At 36.7% G+C, this 18,377-nt stretch carries 18 protein-coding genes and 1 pseudogene; 9 read left to right on the forward strand and 10 right to left on the reverse strand.

The features are described from left to right. Window positions 1-31: 31 nt before the first annotated feature. Window positions 32-259 (forward strand): hypothetical protein, encoded by a 228-nt coding sequence (locus tag AC2IP4_RS19900; protein ID WP_486310936.1) that lies wholly within the window; start codon window positions 32-34, stop codon window positions 257-259. A 48-nt stretch (window positions 260-307) separates the two neighbouring features. Here the strand turns inward: AC2IP4_RS19900 and mog are convergent, their stop codons facing one another. From mog to AC2IP4_RS19935, 7 genes are all read right to left on the reverse strand, one after another. Continuing rightward, window positions 308-844, reverse strand: a complete 537-nt coding sequence (mog, locus tag AC2IP4_RS19905; RefSeq protein ID WP_105056033.1) for a molybdopterin adenylyltransferase — start codon at window positions 842-844, stop codon at window positions 308-310. A gap of 41 nt (window positions 845-885) precedes the next feature. Beyond that, window positions 886-2,115: a conjugal transfer protein TraF gene (locus tag AC2IP4_RS19910; RefSeq protein ID WP_375320527.1), complete on the reverse strand. Its 1,230-nt coding sequence runs from the start codon at window positions 2,113-2,115 to the stop codon at window positions 886-888. A gap of 162 nt (window positions 2,116-2,277) precedes the next feature. Beyond that, window positions 2,278-2,430 (reverse strand): YoaH family protein, encoded by a 153-nt coding sequence (locus tag AC2IP4_RS19915; protein WP_081091621.1) that lies wholly within the window; start codon window positions 2,428-2,430, stop codon window positions 2,278-2,280. Next, window positions 2,430-3,350: a DUF2861 family protein gene (locus tag AC2IP4_RS19920; RefSeq protein WP_486310937.1), complete on the reverse strand. Its 921-nt coding sequence runs from the start codon at window positions 3,348-3,350 to the stop codon at window positions 2,430-2,432. Before AC2IP4_RS19920 ends, AC2IP4_RS19915 begins: the two co-directional genes overlap by 1 nt. A 2-nt stretch (window positions 3,351-3,352) precedes the next feature. Continuing rightward, a complete protein-coding gene (locus AC2IP4_RS19925) occupies window positions 3,353-4,009 on the reverse strand; it encodes a response regulator transcription factor (protein WP_375320525.1) in 657 nt (218 codons plus the stop codon). Continuing rightward, complete coding sequence (gene vxrA / locus AC2IP4_RS19930) at window positions 3,984-5,393, reverse strand: sensor histidine kinase VxrA (protein WP_375320819.1); 1,410 nt, start codon at window positions 5,391-5,393, stop codon at window positions 3,984-3,986. The genes AC2IP4_RS19925 and vxrA overlap by 26 nt, the downstream gene beginning before the upstream one ends. A gap of 119 nt (window positions 5,394-5,512) precedes the next feature. Continuing rightward, window positions 5,513-5,767: a hypothetical protein gene (locus AC2IP4_RS19935; protein ID WP_375320818.1), complete on the reverse strand. Its 255-nt coding sequence runs from the start codon at window positions 5,765-5,767 to the stop codon at window positions 5,513-5,515. Between the two features lie 92 nt (window positions 5,768-5,859). On the opposite strand from AC2IP4_RS19935, the gene AC2IP4_RS19940 reads away from it, so the two are divergent. Beyond that, entirely contained in the window at window positions 5,860-6,834 is a 975-nt protein-coding gene (locus AC2IP4_RS19940; RefSeq protein ID WP_375320524.1) for a coproporphyrinogen III oxidase, read from the forward strand. A gap of 50 nt (window positions 6,835-6,884) precedes the next feature. Here the strand turns inward: AC2IP4_RS19940 and AC2IP4_RS19945 are convergent, their stop codons facing one another. Beyond that, window positions 6,885-8,597 carry an SgrR family transcriptional regulator gene (locus tag AC2IP4_RS19945; RefSeq protein ID WP_486310938.1) on the reverse strand — a complete coding sequence of 571 codons (1,713 nt, stop codon included), beginning with the start codon at window positions 8,595-8,597 and terminating at the stop codon, window positions 6,885-6,887. 128 nt (window positions 8,598-8,725) lie between these two features. On the opposite strand from AC2IP4_RS19945, the gene AC2IP4_RS19950 reads away from it, so the two are divergent. From AC2IP4_RS19950 to ppnP, 3 genes are all read left to right on the forward strand, one after another. After that, complete coding sequence (locus tag AC2IP4_RS19950; protein ID WP_105056041.1) at window positions 8,726-9,523, forward strand: helix-turn-helix domain-containing protein; 798 nt, start codon at window positions 8,726-8,728, stop codon at window positions 9,521-9,523. A 68-nt stretch (window positions 9,524-9,591) separates the two neighbouring features. Next, window positions 9,592-10,410: a phosphate ABC transporter substrate-binding protein gene (locus AC2IP4_RS19955; RefSeq protein ID WP_486310939.1), complete on the forward strand. Its 819-nt coding sequence runs from the start codon at window positions 9,592-9,594 to the stop codon at window positions 10,408-10,410. 62 nt (window positions 10,411-10,472) lie between these two features. Next, complete coding sequence (gene ppnP / locus AC2IP4_RS19960; protein ID WP_105056043.1) at window positions 10,473-10,754, forward strand: pyrimidine/purine nucleoside phosphorylase; 282 nt, start codon at window positions 10,473-10,475, stop codon at window positions 10,752-10,754. Between the two features lie 110 nt (window positions 10,755-10,864). Here ppnP and AC2IP4_RS19965 read toward each other — a convergent pair whose 3' ends face one another. Beyond that, entirely contained in the window at window positions 10,865-12,202 is a 1,338-nt protein-coding gene (locus AC2IP4_RS19965) for a DEAD/DEAH box helicase (RefSeq protein ID WP_181044658.1), read from the reverse strand. A 211-nt stretch (window positions 12,203-12,413) separates the two neighbouring features. Here AC2IP4_RS19965 and AC2IP4_RS19970 point away from each other — a divergent pair, with 211 nt between their 5' ends. The 3 genes and pseudogenes from AC2IP4_RS19970 (at window position 12,414) to ylqF (ending at window position 15,186) form a co-directional block, all read left to right on the forward strand. Then, the gene (locus tag AC2IP4_RS19970; RefSeq protein ID WP_486307544.1) at window positions 12,414-13,241 is read left to right on the forward strand and encodes a DUF2797 domain-containing protein; all 828 of its coding nucleotides are present in this window, start codon (window positions 12,414-12,416) and stop codon (window positions 13,239-13,241) included. A gap of 246 nt (window positions 13,242-13,487) precedes the next feature. Continuing rightward, window positions 13,488-14,186, forward strand: a pseudogene (locus tag AC2IP4_RS19975) (EAL domain-containing protein); the annotation flags it as partial. A gap of 64 nt (window positions 14,187-14,250) precedes the next feature. Next, window positions 14,251-15,186, forward strand: coding sequence for a ribosome biogenesis GTPase YlqF (gene ylqF, locus AC2IP4_RS19980; protein WP_486307546.1), 936 nt, complete (start codon window positions 14,251-14,253; stop codon window positions 15,184-15,186). Window positions 15,187-15,262: 76 nt separating this feature from the next. Here the strand turns inward: ylqF and AC2IP4_RS19985 are convergent, their stop codons facing one another. Then, entirely contained in the window at window positions 15,263-16,234 is a 972-nt protein-coding gene (locus AC2IP4_RS19985) for a CobW family GTP-binding protein (protein WP_375320519.1), read from the reverse strand. Between the two features lie 214 nt (window positions 16,235-16,448). Between AC2IP4_RS19985 and AC2IP4_RS19990 the strand changes: the two genes are divergently transcribed. Next, on the forward strand, window positions 16,449-18,275 hold the full coding sequence (locus AC2IP4_RS19990; RefSeq protein ID WP_375320518.1) for an ABC transporter ATP-binding protein: 1,827 nt from the start codon (window positions 16,449-16,451) through the stop codon (window positions 18,273-18,275). Window positions 18,276-18,377: the final 102 nt, after the last annotated feature.

Raw genomic sequence — 18,377 nt, forward strand, 5'->3', positions numbered from 1 at the left:
TATCACTAACTAACTTATTTTGAGCGTAACTATGAAACCAACTATTAGTGTTCTACTCCTACTACTCTTTTCTTCGTTTAGTCTTGCTAAAAGCGTTGAAAAATATTATCAAGAGCACCAACCAAAGCGTTGCGAAACTCTCAATAGAACCCTTACTCACGTGAATAAATTACTTAGCTTTAGCGAAGGAAAAGAATACAAAGAGAGACTTAAAGAGAAAAAGGCATTAAAGAAATTACGAAAAGAAAAAAGTTGCTAATAAGAAAGCCAACAGACATGTTGGCTTTAAATTCTTTAAAAGATATGATTATTTTGCTTTTGGTCTAAAAGGTTTAATCACTTCTTCGTTACACTCAAGAAATGGACCTTCCATTAAATCAATACAATATGGGATAGCAGGGAAAACAGCATCTAAACATTCACGGATTGACTTTGGCTTACCTGGTAAATTGACGATTAATGAATCTTTACGTAAACCTGCCGTCTGGCGAGACAAGATAGCTGTTGGTACAAACTTTAGAGATTCAGCTCGCATTAACTCACCAAAACCAGGCATCATACGATCACACACTGCTTCTGTTGCTTCCGGTGTAACATCACGCTTTGCCGGACCAGTGCCACCAGTAGTTACCACTAAACAGCAACCTTTATCATCTGTTAATTCAATCAGCGCCTTTTCAATCACATCTTGTTCATCTGGGATAACTACGTACTCTGGTTCCCATTCTGACGTTAAATAATCATTCAGTGTTGCAATGATTGCTGGGCCTGAAATATCTTCGTAGATACCAACACTTGCACGATCACTAACGGTTACGATGCCAATTTTTGCTTTTTTAGTCATAATGAATTCTTATTGAAGTAAGGTGCCCCATTATTACAGATTTAGTATTCGTAAGCCATATTGACTGAGACACCATAAGTTGAATCTACTGAATAGATTGCAGCTAAATCTAAATGAAACATATTCAATGGCGAGAAGCCAATACCTGCCGTAAATGCATCATCATATGTACCTGCTAGATCTTTCTTAAAACCACCACGTAATTGAATTTGATATAATAGGTCAAACTCAGCACCAATTCTTAGCATCTGCATATTATCGTTTAATTCAACAAAACGTTCTTGTTCATTAAGATCAACGTCAGCGGTCAAAATAAAGTAGTTCGTCATAAAGGCAATACCAGCGGTATAAATTGGTTCCATATTATAAGTATATTGAGTCATACGAGTTTGTTTTCCAGGTCCACCAGTATAACTAGGATCACCAACAAGTTTACCTATTTCAGCGTCAGATAAGCCTACCGTTATTGATGATTCTTTTGTCTTAATTTCTTGAGATATTAAATTTTTACCTGCAAGAGCAAAGCGCCATGGTCCATGAAACCATACAGTACCAACATCAAAATTAAGGTTAGTTTCACCTGTTTCATAATTATCTGTGATATCTTTAAATTTAAAGTCGACAGCTGATGCACTGTAATTAAAAGTGTAACTTTGCTGAATTTTTGGCGTGATGCCGATAGTTAAATTTTGACCTAAGAAATTAGTATAACCTGCAAAAGCTACCCCAATTTCTGTAATACCAATAGCAGCAGAATCGACTGTTGCATATGATATATCAAGAACATTCGCTAATGCAGGATCCGGTAAAGCACCATAAGATTGACTTTCTACATCAGCGATAGCAACAGATTCCAATGAAGCTTTTGCATAAAAGTTCATAGATAAATAACGGTTAGGGATAGCTATTGCAATTGCAGTCCCCATTTGAATTTGTGCGGTATCCTCAGACAAATCAGACAGTGCTTTTGTTGCTCCAGGAACGTCTATCTTATCGTAAGCGTTTATTAAGCTATCAAGATCATCAATCATGTTGTCTTTATCAACAACTTGAAGACCAAAACTTGGCAGTAGAAGACCTACATCATCTTTACGACTATAAATAGCAATTAATGCGGGGTTATAAAAGACACCAGTAAGATAATCGGCAGATGCTGTACCTGCACTACCCATCGCATCAATACGACCATCAACACTAAAGTTAGTTGCTAATGCTGGTGAAGAAGCGACTGTTGCACATGAAAGTAAGCCAATTTTTATCCACTGTTTCATTTTTGATAAGCCTAATAAAGATAGTTAACTCTTTATCGACTCTCGCCATTGTAACTTTAGAGGAATTTAAACATTTATATTAATATTTAAAATAGATAAGGAAGATACAAATAAATGATGAATGGATATAAAAAACCGAGATACTAAGATCTCGGTTTCATATTATTTCTTCGCTTTCTCAGCTATTTCTGCTCGTATTTGCTCTGAAATCATTTTAATTGCTTCACCACTACTAACACCTTGACGCATTAGTTCTTGGATTTTTTCTACCGCTTGTTGTTGCTCTTCATGAGTTAACGTTGGTAAATCTAACATTAGTTGCTCTCTACATTTTCTGATGCATCAAAATTGATGACTTTTGTAATTGCTTTTATTTCTTGAATCGAAATGGGCCCTTGAAAACGCTTATGGTTAAATGAAACACTTAAAATGTAGCTTCCAGGTAGTACATTTGTTGACGGTAAACTTTTAGGGAATTTCTCTTCATACTTCTCTTCCCATAACTTTATGTATTCATTGTCTTGATGATCATAAATAGCGACCGACATTTCAGGTAATGGACAATTTGATTTAAGCAGTCCTGTTTGTGTTGTCTTCCACTTTTCTTTACCTAGCCAAGATACTGCCATTTCAGTTTTAGGAGTACTTAATACTATCCATGTTTCCCATTGAGTCTTTTCTTTATCATCAGCGGTAATAATTAACTTATATAGACCACTCTTAACACGGTTATTAAGAGATTCACTCGCGTAGATATATTGTGTTACGGCTTCGTCTTGAGTCGGCACCCGCTTCACTGATGGATTTACCAATAACTCTTCATCTGGCCACTTTATAAAAGAGATGGATGAAATACTTTTTTCACTATCAAATTGGACGATCATTCTATGATGTAATCGACCGGGGCTTTGTATTATAACTCTTTGTACACTCAACGATGTTAGCCATTTAGGGACCACTATTGTTGAAAGATCACGACCACAATTATTTGAAATGGCCACCCCCATGAGCTTATCAATATTTTGAATAATATTGTTATCTTTTGAGCTCTGTAGCACTTCAATTACTGTAGAAAAACCCTTTAAAGTATTACCTTCAAGGAATTGTTTATGGGCAGTAAAAAGCGCAGACTGTTCATTAAACCAGTCTGCAGAGTTAGCTACCGCTCCATGTATTAAACAAAAAAAGCCAATAATAAAAATGGCAATTTTTTGTGGAAGCTGACGCAATAGCATTATTATGCTTTCATTTTATAGCCAACACCACGCAGTGTCTCTATCTCTATCCCTACAATCTTTTGACGTAATTGAAGGATATGAGTATCAACAGTTCGTGTTGTTGGAAAATGATTATAACCCCATACTTGATCAAGCAATTCATCACGAGTAAATACTTTGCCTAAATTTGTTGCTAAGAAAAGCAATAAATCAAATTCAGTTCTCGTTAACGTGACGCTGTCACCTGAGTTAATAACGTCTCTTGTTGATGTATCTATTGATAAGTTACCTACAACAAGCTTGGTTTTTGCATCATCAGACTCTGGTGAACGTAAGTGCGCTCGTAAACGCGCTAATAATTCAGCTTCCGCAAAAGGCTTTGTTAAGTAATCATTAGCGCCCGAATCAAGACCTGTCACTTTGTCTCTAACCGAAACTAATGCAGTTAATAAAATAACAGGAACATCTTTAATTTGCTTCCATTGAGGTAACCAAGTTAATGAATCACCTTCAGGTAACTGGCGATCGAGAATAACAATATCAGCATCAAGCCATAGACTTGATACATTTGCTGCATTTTCTGAATGAAGGCAATGGTATCCCGCTTCTTCCAAGCTAACGATTAAGCCATCAGCTAAGTTTTTATCGTCTTCAATAAGTAGGATTGTCTGTTTCACAAGGTATCTCCAGTATAAAAGTCGTTGGTGGCCCCTGAAGTGTCATGGTGCCGCCCATTCTTTTGATCATTGACTCTACGATTGTTAGGCCTAACCCTAACCCTGCTTTGCTAACAAAAGGAGTTTTTAGTTCTTTCCAATTTGCTTTTGTTAGTTGTCCGCCATCAATGACTTCAATTTTTAATTTTTTATTATCAACAGTAACACTTAAAGTAACGGGTTGAATACCATATTTGTGTGCGTTACTAATCAAGTTGTCTATACAGTTACCCAACCAATAAATGTTTACCTTTATGGCAGAGTCTTTATTTATCTTAAATTGTACTGGTTGGCTGTACTCCATGCATCGGTAACTTAGCCACTCTTCAACCGAAGGGATCCACTCTGTAGCAAACCCTTTATCATCTGATTGTAAATAATCTTTACTTGCTTCGGCCAATTGACGTAACCGTCTAGAATCTTCACATAATCGCCTAAATTCGTCATATAACGATTCAGGTAATGATTCAAATTGTCTTCTGAACCCTTCAACCGTTAGGCCTAAACTTGCAATTGGGGTTCTCAATTCATGCGTTAGTATTTGCAGTACTAACATTCTGCTTTTCATTTCTCTTCGCTTACCGTTCCATTGAGATATCCCCCAACCAACCGCTAAGCATAAATTTACAAAGACTAAAAATAAAACAATGTAGGAGAGCGTTTTAGAGTTACTCTCTTCTTGCCAGCACACATTACCATTTCGAACGTAACAATTGTCACCCTCTTTAAATTCAACCATATCAAGCTCAAACTTATCTAAGTTCTTTTGCTTTAAGCTCATTGGATATAAGTAGTATCGACTGCCTTTTCTTATCCATAATAATTTATCAGCGATAATAGTATCTGAACCACTAATAATAGCTCTGATAGCTGTATCATCCATTTCTTGCAAATGATGTAATAATGTTCCTTCTGCACCTAATGTTCGCTCTTTGATGTGCATATAAGGTTCTAACTGACTTAATCGGTTGGGGTGACTCTGAACATAACGATAAGCATACGTACCACCACCAGGATGGATCATACCAGATCGAGCAAACCAACTTGTTGGTAATTTTATCCCTTTACACAATGCACGGATAAGAACTAAAGGCTCTCCAACGAGCGGACTAACCGGCCATGGTCCAGTACAAGTCTGAGCATTTCGATATAATTGTTGTAATTGATTATAAGGATATGAGGCCGTTTGTGGTAACAGTGTATCGGGAGACAATAATACTGTGGGATATTCTTTTTGTATCAGGCGAATGTCATATATTTCGATAGCTTGCTCTTTTTTAAACGCTTTTTTGAAACTGTCGATTTTTGTAGCTAAGCTCACGGCATGAGAAGAGAAACTTGTCATCAACAACAGAGAAAATAGCAAGCGCTTATCTATCAACAGAAAGTCCTATAAAATACAGTAAAAATAAAGATGACTTTAATCAGTATATTATAAATCAGTTAGAATACGAATAGTTTATGTCACTTCATTGTTACTTTTCCACCAATCATCTTATAAGCAGGAGTGCCTCTTATTAACATATCTCTGCCAAATACAACACCACACTCAGGACACGAACAGGCCGTGTTGGTATAGTCTTCAACAATACGTTCTATAAAGCACTTAACCAAAGAACCCTTTCCTCCTTTCCTGTATTTATAAAGTAAGGCTTTACATTTAGAACAATAAATCTGCACCGTTTTTGTTGGGCCTTTTTTATTTGGTTTGCCATCTATAATTTCAAGCTCTCAGGTTGCTATCAATAAGGACTTTATCTTACACTCAATTCATCTGACTTTTTTGATTTATTGTTTTTATAGGATCTTTCATGCGTAGTTATGCTCAACACCCTCAAGCTCAAAAAGTATTACATCTTCTGACTGGGGTTCAATCCTATTTTGAAACAGAACTAACCAAAGCCAGTAATTTGGTTTCAATTAATACTGAGTTTACACCGGTTGAATGGCTACGAGATAATGGACTTCACGGTGGAGGTAAACGTTTTGAAGCGCTTGAAGGTGGATTATTTAATCGAGCATCCATCAATGTGTCGCAAATACATTATGAAGAACAAACAGATAAGCATTACGATAGTGCTACTGCTCTATCAACGATTATTCACCCCTCACACCCACTTACTCCTTCTATACATATGCATTTTAGCTGGACAGCACTTAAAGATGATTCAAGCTATTGGAGAATAATGGCAGATCTTAATCCATCCCATTTTGACAAAAATGATAAAGAATATTTTGATCAAACATTAAAAGTAGCATCGAAAAATTATTATTCTCAGGGAACAAAGCTAGGGAATCAATACTTTGACATTCCAGCACTAAAAAAACGCAGAGGAGTCAGCCATTTCTATTTAGAAGGATTTAATCCTATGAATGAAGACGGTACTGAATTTGCTCATCAGTTTGCCACAAAAGTTATTAATACCTATATTCATATTCTGTGTTCACATTTTGTGTCAGCAACGCCTCCAACAGATGTTCAGAAACAGCAGCAATTGGACTATCATACTCTCTATTTTTATCAGGTATTAACGTTAGATAAAGGAACCACAGCTGGATTGCTAATGCACGATCAGAATGATGTGGGTACGTTAGGCTCACTACCTTCTCACATCAATCATGATTTATTGAGTACTTGGCAAGCTGAATCTCCTGAGCCTATAAATGAGCTTGTGAAAGAGTTATTAAATACATTACCAAAACAAAACATTTGCCCAATAACGCCAGATACAAAAGCAAAGCTTGCTCAAGCTATTCGTAAGTTTTATCAGCAGAAAGCATACTAAAGACAAGTTAGCCAATGATGTGTTAATAGCTCATATCATTGGCAACTCGATTAAAAGTTAGGCTTTATCCACACGGTATTAAAATCAAACCACCCAAGTCCATTGCATGATGCATTTTGTATACTGTTGTTGGCATCTTCACTTATTCCCATCCAACCATGAAACAATGGTGTAATTTGCCCGCAGTCAACGAGATAGCGACATATCTCATTAACAGGAAAATGTCGTTGAGATGATGATTGCCATTCCTCAATTAAAAATGAGAGATGCTCAAACTCTTCTTCAGGCATGACTCGTTCTATTTCATTAAAGGCAAATAGCCATGACAACAATGCTTCTGGGCATTGTGTTCCTAAACTCATACCTCGTAACCAAATATCAATATTAGCCGTTTTTTCTTCATCAAGAAGATCGAGTGTATCAAATGGATGAATCTTTAAAGTTATGCCATCTTGAGCTAATCGCTGTTTAATGATCTTTCCAAGTAAAGGGTACAAAGGGTGTTCATTTTCATACCCTAAATGCACAGCATTTCCTTTATCTGGTGTGATAAAGGGGTTCTGTGGGCGATTTAAGCAATGCTGTAAACCAGGTAACAATCCATAAGCGTTAAAAAGCCCAATCCCATTCATACTGGAGTTCTGTAGTTCACTCAGTAACAACAAAGGCGTAATCGTTTGTGTTAAGTAAGCTTGCCAATTCTCATCTTTCGTTATACCTGATTTTCTATTAAATAAAATATAACTACACCCTCTATCAACATCGACTTTTTCACCATATGACGTTGGTGATAACTCGGAGCCTTCATAAACTTCTAAGCCTAATTTTAATTGTATCGGGGCGACTTCAGGTAAAATCCAAACTTCAACAGAATCAATTAATGGTCGGTATCCAAAATAGTTTTCATTAGCGACAAGGATCAGTTTTTTATCTGTATTTTCGCTAACTTTATAAGGTCCTGTGCCAATTGGAAGTCGGTTATAATCTTGGGTAACATGAGCTGAAACAGGTATAATTTTAGCATTAAATTGTGCCAATTTAGAATCAAAATAGTGATCATCTCTAGCTAAGATAAAATCAATAACATTAAGGTTAGGCGTTGTAATCTCTTTAATATGACTGAATACAAAGTTAGATTTTAATGAGGAAAAAGTGGTTTTGATATCATCAAAAGAGAGTAGTTTGCCATCATGAAAACTGACGCTTGGGCGAATATAAAACCGCCAATGTTGAGGCGTTATCATTTCCCAATGATGCGCTATATCCCCTTCAATATCCCCTTTCTTATTCCATTGAGTTAATCCATTAAAAATCTGTTGCACTAAATGTTGCTCTGAACGACGTATCGCTAAAGAGGGTTTAAGAATATGGAGTTGGCGATAATAAGGAAGCTTTACAACTTGCTTTCCTTTTTCGTGAGATATACCAAGCACATTATGAATAAGATCTAATAGTGCATCTTGGTTACCATCTAGGATCTCTAAAGCGACATCAAGTTTACCATCTTCAATGCTTTGCTTCGCTAGAGATAAATAAACAGAATCAGGAGTTGAAATAAACTCTAAGATCGAGCTTTTTCCTCGACCCACAGCTGGTCGCCATACAATCCAATGTTCATCAGACATTTTCTTGAGAACCATACGAGTATTTCGACGAGTACAGCATAATAAATCTGCAATATCATCGATCTGAACCCCTGAAGAAGCTCGGTGATAATGCTCATACAGTTTTTCAAATTGTGTACGTAAACGTGGACTACCCATAAAGCACCGTTCATTTGATTGATATAAGTCTTAATATGAACTCAAATATTGAGACTGTGAGCTTATGCTCTTGATTTTTCAATAAGTAAGTTTACACTAAATTCCGAGTATTTAAGAGGAAATTCAAGATGATTCCAGTCCAATTACACGAATTCAATTCTCATATGAGAAGAAAGTCTGATCGTTACCCTGTTGTTCGTAACGGTATTTTTCTGGTCAAATCTGGTGAATTTACTTATCAAGATAAAGCAGGAGAATCTATCATACTCACCAGTGGTGATTTTTTACTTTATAGCTCTGGCGATATATCTAAAATTGATATTTCATCCTCTACTGGCAACTTTACAGCTGAATCTCTCGTTATTGATAGCTCTATTTTTCAGCGTTTTATTAGCTACAGCAACGCTGAAGATCATATAAGTTCAACTCGTGAATCATTTATTTTTAATCAATCTGACACAAACCTTGTTTCTCTCCTTTCTCTTTTAAAAGAACAGTTGTCTGATAATCCATCGCCAGATACTGTTGAGTTTATGACCTTAGCTATTCTAAGTGAAATGGTTCATCAACATCCTGAGTTATTAGATTTTATACATAGAATTTCAGTGTTGACTATCTCTCAACAATTAATTCGATATGTTGAACAAAATATCGCTTCAGACTTAACGATTGATACCGTTGCTCCTAAGTTAGGAATGTCACCTTCAACCTTAAAGCGAAAACTCCAATCTGATAAGTTATCATTTGCTAATCTAGTTAAGGTTAAACGCATAAATCACGCAGCGACACAACTTAGAGTAACAAGAAAAACCATTACAGAAATCGCTTATGAAACAGGATTTAAAACAGCAGCTCATTTTAGCACTACCTTTAAAGCAGTAACTAGAATGACACCAAAAGAATTTAGAGAACAAATACAACTTTAGTAAAGAGCTGTCACAGTGGTGTAACACTCTCGTTTTATTATGCTTTTTTTCTTTAATGAGATCAGATCATGTTTAAAGCGTTATCCTACACTACTATTATGGCCAGCTTTCTTTTTAGCTCTACCACATTTGCAGCCAACACGAACACAACAATAGCAGGTTCCACTTCGGTATCGACCTTATTAGAACCTTTTATTGAGAAATATAATCACAGTTCTGATCATGATGTTGACCTTCAAAGTATTGGCTCTAGCGCGGGCATTACCATGCTAAATACTGGTGCAGTAGACCTAGCGATTAGCTCTAGGCAGCTATCTGATACTGAAAAAGAAACACTGTCTTCAAAATTAATTGCTTATGATGCGATTGCTGTTGTTGTTCATCCTGATAATCCAATAAAAACACTTTCTGCTGAAAATATTTGGAAAATTTACCACGGTGACATTTCTAATTGGAAAGAAATCGGTGGAGAAGATAAAAAAATAGCAGTAGTAACTCGAGAATTAGCCTCTGGTTCGCGCTTTTCATTTGAACGTAATCTAGGATTAACCAAAGAAATCAACTCTTTTACTGTTTCTGATATCAGTAAAAATACGATTGTTGTCAATGGAACAAATATGGTTAAAAGTATTGTAGCTCGTAACCCTCATGCTATTGGGTATACATCTGCGGGTTCTATTGGTGACCTTGCTCAGCTACAAGTTGTTAAAATCGATAATGAATTACCAACACCTCAAGCTATTATTGATAATAAATATCCACTTTCTCGCCCTTTTCTATTTGTTTTTAAAAATGGCACTTTATCAAAACAGTCTAACGAATTTATCTCTTATATAAATTCTGAATCTACCACAAAGCAGATCCAGTCATTAGGCTATGTAAAGTAACAGTTGAAAAAAAACAATGAATAACATATTGTTAAATGGAAATTTAATTACAAGGATGCGTCATGCTAAGTGTTAATAGCTATTTTGAAGATAAAGTAAAATCAATTGGGTTTGAACAAAATAGCAATGCTATTTCTGTTGGTGTTATGTTACCGGGTAACTACACGTTTGGAACAAATGCTGCAGAGAAAATGACTGTCGTAACTGGCGCGCTAGAAATCAAACGAACAACTGACGTTGATTGGGTTTTATTCTCTTCAGGAGAAAATTTCTCAGTTGAAGGAAATTCATCTTTTGATGTAAAAGTAAGCCTTGAAACCGCTTATCTATGTGAATATTTATAATTTTATATTCTGCATAGCTTAATATAAAAAATGCCAAGTGAGATAACTCACTTGGCATTTTTATTGTTTTAAGTTTTATTGTCTTAAACAAAGAAACTTAAAAGTAAGTCTTATTCGTCATCAACAACCAATTTTTTTGGCTTTTTCTTCGGCATAAACACTTGGTCACCCACTGCTACATTAGTGTGGAATGAGTTATCACGCTTCTTAGCCGCTTTTGGTTTATGAGAACCACGTTTCGCTGTCGTTTTCTTAGCGTCGCCTTTCTTAACAAACGTACGTTTCTTCTTAGGTACAAGACCTTTGAATTTACCTTTTAGGTCTTCAAATACTGAGAACGTTAATTCTTTCTGCAGGAAATTTTCTATACGCTTAAAGCTTTCCCAGTCTTTTGGGCCCACAAGAGAAATTGCTGTCCCTTTTTTACCAGCACGACCAGTACGGCCAACACGGTGAACGTATTCTTCCATATGCTTTGGCATATCGAAGTTGATAACGTGAGTTACGCTAGTTAAATCTAAACCACGAGAGGCAACGTCCGTCGTCACTAGAATTTTGTGTGCACGACGCTCAAACTGACTCATGATGTTATTACGAGCGGTTTGGTTCATATCACCACTTAATGCTACCGCTTTAAGCTTGCGCTCATTAAGTAGTTCAGTTAGACGATCAGTATCGGCACGAGTTGCTGTAAAAATCATGATTTGGAAGTATTTTTCCGTCTCAATGATTTTATCTAATAGAGCTTGTTTATGATCTAAGTGATCACACAAGTAAAAGCTTTGTGTAATATCAGTATGTTCATCTGTTGATAAACCAACAGAAACAAACTTAGGATTATCAAGCATATTACCAGCAAACTGAGTAACGGCATCATGATCCAAAGTTGCAGAGAACATTAATGTTTGACGGCGACGGTGGTTTGCCGCTTTATGGATCTTCTGAAGGTGCTCAGCAAAGCCTAAATCAAGCATACGGTCTGCTTCATCAAGGATTAATGTCTCTAAACCATTCAAGAACAAAGATTGATGCTCTAGGTGATCAGCCAAACGACCTGGTGTTGCTACGATAAATTTAGGGAATTTACGCAGTGCATTCACTTGGTCATTGAAGTTTTCACCACCCGTAATTAGGGTAGCGTCATAGCTTAACCCACCTAACATGCTACGTAGGTGTGTATATACTTGTTTTGCTAATTCACGTGTTGGTGCCAAGATCACTGCACGAGGATCATTCTTAGAAAACGATTTTGATTTCAGTGACTTATGAAGCATTGGCAAGACAAACGCTAACGTTTTACCTGAACCTGTTTTTGATGATGCAAGAATGTCTTTACCTGCCATCGCAACAGGGACAGCTTTACGCTGAATTTCTGTTGGTTTTTTGATGTTCTGGTGAGCGAGATTTTTTAATAGGCGATTATCTAAACCTAAATCTTTAAATTGCAAAAGCTGCACTCCAATTTCGAGTATTATTGGTGGATAACCAGTGATTCTGGTCTAATGCGGCGGAGTATAGCATAAGTGTCGTTTTACCTTACATATAAATCTTCATTTGAACTTTTATACTCTCCTCCCACTTTGCTACACTATGGATAAGCTAATAAAAAGTCTTAACGCATAAAAACATTAACTTAATTATAAAAAAGTAGAACAATCTATGAGCATAGAAATTACTGGAACATTAGCAAAAATGCGAGCATCACTGCTTGATGGTACGGTTCAATACCGACTACCTGTTGGCAACGAGGAAGTGGAACTTAATAGATTCATAGGGAAAACAATTACTCTAACTCATACGGGCAACATTTTTTGCAGCTCTTGTGGTAAGAAAACCAAAAAAAGTTACTCTCAAGGACATTGCTTTGTTTGTATGAAAAAACTAGCAAGCTGCGACATGTGTATTATGAAACCAGAAACCTGTCATTTTGCTGAAGGTACTTGCCGTGAACCGCAGTGGGGCGAAGATAACTGTTTTGTCGACCATTATGTTTACCTTTCAAATACATCAAGCTTAAAGGTCGGCATTACACGTCATACCCAGCTCCCTACTCGCTGGATTGATCAGGGAGCAACACAAGGTTTACCAATAGCTAAAGTTAAAAACCGTTTAATCTCAGGATTAGTAGAAATCGAATTAGCTAAGTTAATCGCTGATAAAACCAATTGGCGTACACTGTTAAAAGGTAATAATGAACCACTTGCTTTAAAAGAAGCTGCATTAGAATTATTACCACAAGTCGAAGAAGCCATAACTAAAATTCAAGCAGCGCATGGTGAAGATTCAGTTGAATTACTGGATGAGAACATTCTAGATATCAGGTTCCCAGTAAATGAATTTCCAACTAAAATTGTCAGCCATAATTTTGATAAAAATCCTGAAGTAACAGGGATATTGAATGGCATTAAAGGCCAATATCTTTTGTTTGATACTGGTGTCATTAATATCCGTAAATTCGGTTCTTATGAAGTCACCGTGACGGTGTAACATAAAGACAATTGCTGTTGTACTTAGCCTCTGTGGCGATAAGTACAACGGTAACGTGATTCTCGTCGTATAATAATTTTCCATAATTTGATAAAAACTAATGATTCGGTTATCAATAGTGCATGCTATTTAATGGAGTAAAGCATGCTACTAGTCACTCAAGAGTAATTTCAAACCTATTTATTCTTAGGTAAAGATGGCTCATATTATTCAAAATATGATGGTTATTTATTACAGAGCGTTTTTCAACCTATCTTTAATACTCAACAAACCATTATTGGCTATGAAGCATTATTACGAATTTATGACAACAAAATGCTACCAATCCGACCAGATTTGTTTTTTAAAGACGCAACAAGAACCGTTGAACAAATTCTCAATATTGAGCGACTAAGCCGCATTATTCATATACGAAACTTTTCTCTTTTTTCACAAAGAAATATTCAACTATTTCTAAATATATTGCCTGAATCTGCAGTCCATTTTTATATAAATAAAATACCGACTCTGAATACATCATTACTTGAATCTCGTATTCAAGAACTGGGTTTATCCCCTCAATATGTAACACTAGAACTTCTTGAATTTCATTACCATGATAAAGATAAATTATTAAGTGCTATAGAGGATATTAAATCACATGGTTTTAATATTGCCATTGATGACTTCGGCTCAGAAGCGTCATCAGAAGAGCGCGTCTCATTATTAGAACCCAACATTTTGAAGATTGATCGTTCTGTATTGCTTCAATATGAAAATGGCAACACTACTCCTATTCTGTCAGCCATCGCTTTAGCGAGAAAACAAAAAGCATTAATTGTTATTGAAGGCGTTGAAACCGCTAAACAGTATGAAGATATGAAATCACTGGGTATTGATTATTTTCAAGGCTTCTTGTTGGGTAAACCTTTACCATTACAGCAACAAAATCATCAAGCAGCGTAACTTCCCTTTACTCTTTTGACTTTGCCGTTAAAATAGCGTTTTTGATTTTTAAAGGATTCACGCTATGTCCATCCAATGGTTCCCTGGTCACATGCATAAAGCTCAAAAAGAGATCGCGGAAGTGATCCCTAAAATGGATGTGATCATCGAAGTGCTTGATGCTCGTATCCCTTTCAGTAGCGAGAATCCAATGATCGCCTCTCTGCGTCAAGACAAGCCTTGTATTAAAGTTTTGAACAAGCGTGATTTAGCTGACCCTGAAGTGACTCAACTGTGGATTGAACACCTTGAACAAGAGCAAGGCGTTACAGCAATGGCTGTGACAACCAGTAACCCCGATGAAATCCATAAAATTATGGAAAGATGCCGTAAGCTGGTTCCTCACCGTGAAGCGATGGGAAAAAACGTTCGCACCATGATTATGGGCATTCCAAATGTGGGAAAATCAACCATCATTAATACGTTAGCAGGACGTATGATTGCAGTAACCGGCAACCAACCAGCGGTAACTCGTCGTCAGCAACGTATTAATTTGCAAAATGGGGTTGTTCTTTCTGATACCCCTGGGATTTTATGGCCTAAGGTTGAGAATCCACACAGTGGTTTCCGTCTTGCAGCTACTGGTGCTGTTAAAGATACAGCGATGGATTACGATGAAGTGGCTTTTTATACTGTTGAGTATTTAGCAAAACAGTACCCAGAGCGCTTAAAAGAACGCTATAACTTGGATGAATTACCAGATAACGATTTAGAGTTAATGGAAGCAATTGGCCGTAGCCGCGGTTGTTTGCAAGCTGGCGGACGAATTAATATCTATAAAGCATCTGAAATTCTACTTCATGAACTTCGTTCAGGTACATTAGGTCAATTAACCCTAGAACTTCCTGACATGATCCCGGCTGAACTTGAAGCCGTTGAAATTGCTGCAGCACTTAAAGTTGAACAACAAATTAAGAAAAAAGAAGAACGTCGTAAACGTTACTTGAAAAACAAACGTTAATTCTTTTTAACACACTAATAAAAAGAGAGGCTAACCCTAAGTTAGCCTCTCTTTTTTATTTTTATTACTGAGCTTGCTACTCTTCAATAAGTAAACTTAATAACACTTCCTCTAGCTGATCCCAAGGCAATAGTTGACTATCAATTACTTCTAATTTTGATTCCATCCCATCAATACTAAGTAAATTAACTGAAACAACACCGTTAGCGACGTTGAATGCATAAAAGCCTTTATTGGTATTCATTACCGCTTTAACACGTTCAGCCGTTAGCGCAGATAACATTGAAAATAGCTCATCAAAATTAAATACCGATTCAGCCCCAAAGAACCAACCACAACTCACATAGCCCTGCCCTTTGTTTTCTTTACGACAGAATTTTTGTCCTGGCTCTAATATCATTTCAACAATTTCTTGCTCTGCATGATGATGGTGATGATCTTCAATCGTTAATTCAACCGTTCTATTCTCATCTAACCAATGTGAAGGCAGCTCACCATGGTTAATCGTGGTGGTTTTAGGTTGGTGTGGTAATGATTTTGCCCATGAAGTAAATAAACATTCATCATAATCGGACGCAATGTCCATTTTGGTCGCAACAACCACGTCAGAAATACTTAACTGATCATTAAAATTCTGGTTGCTTGTGTATTTCTCATTAGACAAATTACGAGGGTCAACAAGGCCAATGGTTGACTTTAAATCAATGTATTTTTCATAATGTTCAGATTGAAGAATAGCTATAATTTTCTTAGGATGACCTAAGCCTGTTGGTTCAATAATCAAACGATCTGGTTTTTGGCGTAATAATGCATTGATACCTACAGACATAGGTAAACCCGCAGTACAGCACATGCAGCCACCAGGGACCTCTTTAACCATCGCCCCACTTTCTGTTAAAAAAGCACCATCGATACCAACTTCACCAAATTCATTAACTAAAACAGCCCAAGACTCTCCTTCTGGCTTATTTTTAAGTAATTGCAAAATGGTTGTCGTTTTCCCTACACCGAGAAAACCAGTAATGATATTTGTTGGTATTTTTTTCATAACAATGCTCGCAATTAATAAAATCCTTTTTATGATACCTCTACTGCGTCTCATCGTACTAATTATTTAAGAAAACTTATTGATTAATTTACAAAATAAATTACATAAGTCGAACTTTTGAGTTATGTTAACAGTATGTGGGAATACTCTGTTATTTCTCAGAAAATCAATTTCACAATAATTCGAAACAATATAATAATTAAAGGCTTAACGTATGTTTAACTTCTTTGAACGGCTCACCACCGCTTTTCCAAAGCAAGAACCAGATCAGCCTCCTAAAGGGCTCTATGCATTTTGTCGCCATTATACCAAAGGGTTTGAAACTCCATTAATTGCAATGTCATCACTAAGTGCTGTTATTGCCATCATTGAGGTCTCATTATTTGGTTTTATGGGACAATTAGTTGATTGGTTATCAACACATGATCGCGACACATTTTTAGCACAAGAAGGCCAAACTTTAATCTGGTTAGGTTTATTGGTTGTCATTGGTGTGCCTATTTTACTTCTTATACACTCTTTAATTACTCATCAAACTTTGCTGGGTAATTACCCAATGGCGATCCGCTGGCAAGCACACCGTTATTTATTAAAACAAAGTGTATCATTCTACTCTGATGATTTTGCGGGCCGTATAGCCACTAAAGTAATGCAAACCTCATTAGCCGTTCGCGAAACCGTAATGAAGCTATTGGACGTGCTTGTCTATATCTCAGTTTATTTCACCTCGATGGTTGTTATGGTCGGCCAGGCTGATTGGCGTCTAATGATTCCAATGCTTATTTGGCTTGCTGCTTATATTACTATCCAATTCTATTTTGTCCCTAAACTAAAAGCGATTTCTGAGAAACAAGCCGATGCACGCTCTACCATGACAGGTAGAATTGTAGATAGCTATACCAACATTAACACCGTGAAGTTATTCAGCCACAGCAAGCGTGAAACTGAATATGCAGAAGAAGGGATGGAAGAGTTCTTGGGCACGGTGCATAAACAAATGCGCTTAGCGACAGGAATTAATATTTCAGTTGAGATTATAAATTACCTTTTGGTCTTCTCTATTGCTGCTGTATCTATTATGTTGTGGGTTGATAACGTACTTTCTATTGGCGCTATTGCGATTGCCATCAGCTTAGCTTTACGTGTTAATGGTATGTCTCATTGGATAATGTGGGAAATTAGCTCATTATTTGAAAACCTAGGCACGGTTACCGATGGTATTAATACACTTTCAAAGCCAATTTCGATCAATGATAAGCCAGATGCAACAGAGTTAAAAGTGACTCAAGGCTCAATTAAGTTCGATAACGTTAATTTCCACTATGGTGAAAATAAAGGGGTAATTAATGACCTTAACCTTGAAATTAAACCAGGTGAAAAGATAGGTCTAGTCGGTCGTTCTGGAGCAGGTAAATCAACATTAGTAAATTTGTTGCTTCGTTTCCATGATATAGAATCTGGTTCTATTTCTATTGATGGCCATGATCTCAGAGATGTGACTCAAGATTCATTGCGCAGTCAAATTGGTATGGTAAGTCAAGATACTTCCTTACTGCATCGTTCGATTAGAGATAACATCAAATACGGTCGCCCTGATGCAAGTGATGAAGATCTATTTATCGCAACCAAACAAGCTCAAGCCCATGAGTTTATTGAAGCGTTAACCGACTCTAATGGTAAGAAAGGTTACGATGCCCAAGTCGGCGAGCGTGGTGTGAAATTGTCTGGCGGTCAGCGTCAGCGAATTGCTATATCTCGAGTTTTACTCAAAGATGCACCATTATTAATTTTAGATGAAGCAACTTCTGCCTTAGACTCAGAAGTTGAAGCAGCAATTCAGGACAGTCTTGATGAGCTAATGAAAGGAAAGACTGTAATTGCAATTGCACACCGCTTGTCAACCATTGCTGCAATGGATAGATTATTGGTAATGGATCAAGGCAAAGTCGTAGAACAAGGTACACATAAAGAGTTAGTACAACTAGGTGGTATTTACGCCCAGTTATGGAATCATCAGACAGGTGGATTCATTAGCGACTAACTAACAACTTTAAATGAAGGTACAATTTTATGTTTACTTTTTGTGCCTTCTCTTTCTTCGTGTTATTTTTGCGAAACATTAGATAACAAACTGATTTCTTGT

The organism is Aliivibrio thorii, from assembly GCF_057368585.1.

What these genes read in the sequence shown, in the direction of transcription:
- AC2IP4_RS19900 (WP_486310936.1), top strand. Translation starts at nt 32, where the DNA reads ATGAAACCAACTATTAGTGTTCTACTCCTACTACTCTTTTCTTCGTTT.
- mog (WP_105056033.1), bottom strand. Translation starts at nt 844, where the DNA reads ATGACTAAAAAAGCAAAAATTGGCATCGTAACCGTTAGTGATCGTGCA.
- AC2IP4_RS19910 (WP_375320527.1), bottom strand. Translation starts at nt 2,115, where the DNA reads ATGAAACAGTGGATAAAAATTGGCTTACTTTCATGTGCAACAGTCGCT.
- AC2IP4_RS19915 (WP_081091621.1), bottom strand. Translation starts at nt 2,430, where the DNA reads ATGTTAGATTTACCAACGTTAACTCATGAAGAGCAACAACAAGCGGTA.
- AC2IP4_RS19920 (WP_486310937.1), bottom strand. Translation starts at nt 3,350, where the DNA reads ATGCTATTGCGTCAGCTTCCACAAAAAATTGCCATTTTTATTATTGGC.
- vxrA (WP_375320819.1), bottom strand. Translation starts at nt 5,393, where the DNA reads ATGACAAGTTTCTCTTCTCATGCCGTGAGCTTAGCTACAAAAATCGAC.
- AC2IP4_RS19940 (WP_375320524.1), top strand. Translation starts at nt 5,860, where the DNA reads ATGCGTAGTTATGCTCAACACCCTCAAGCTCAAAAAGTATTACATCTT.
- AC2IP4_RS19945 (WP_486310938.1), bottom strand. Translation starts at nt 8,597, where the DNA reads ATGGGTAGTCCACGTTTACGTACACAATTTGAAAAACTGTATGAGCAT.
- AC2IP4_RS19950 (WP_105056041.1), top strand. Translation starts at nt 8,726, where the DNA reads ATGATTCCAGTCCAATTACACGAATTCAATTCTCATATGAGAAGAAAG.
- AC2IP4_RS19955 (WP_486310939.1), top strand. Translation starts at nt 9,592, where the DNA reads ATGTTTAAAGCGTTATCCTACACTACTATTATGGCCAGCTTTCTTTTT.
- ppnP (WP_105056043.1), top strand. Translation starts at nt 10,473, where the DNA reads ATGCTAAGTGTTAATAGCTATTTTGAAGATAAAGTAAAATCAATTGGG.
- AC2IP4_RS19970 (WP_486307544.1), top strand. Translation starts at nt 12,414, where the DNA reads ATGAGCATAGAAATTACTGGAACATTAGCAAAAATGCGAGCATCACTG.
- ylqF (WP_486307546.1), top strand. Translation starts at nt 14,251, where the DNA reads ATGTCCATCCAATGGTTCCCTGGTCACATGCATAAAGCTCAAAAAGAG.
- AC2IP4_RS19985 (WP_375320519.1), bottom strand. Translation starts at nt 16,234, where the DNA reads ATGAAAAAAATACCAACAAATATCATTACTGGTTTTCTCGGTGTAGGG.
- AC2IP4_RS19990 (WP_375320518.1), top strand. Translation starts at nt 16,449, where the DNA reads ATGTTTAACTTCTTTGAACGGCTCACCACCGCTTTTCCAAAGCAAGAA.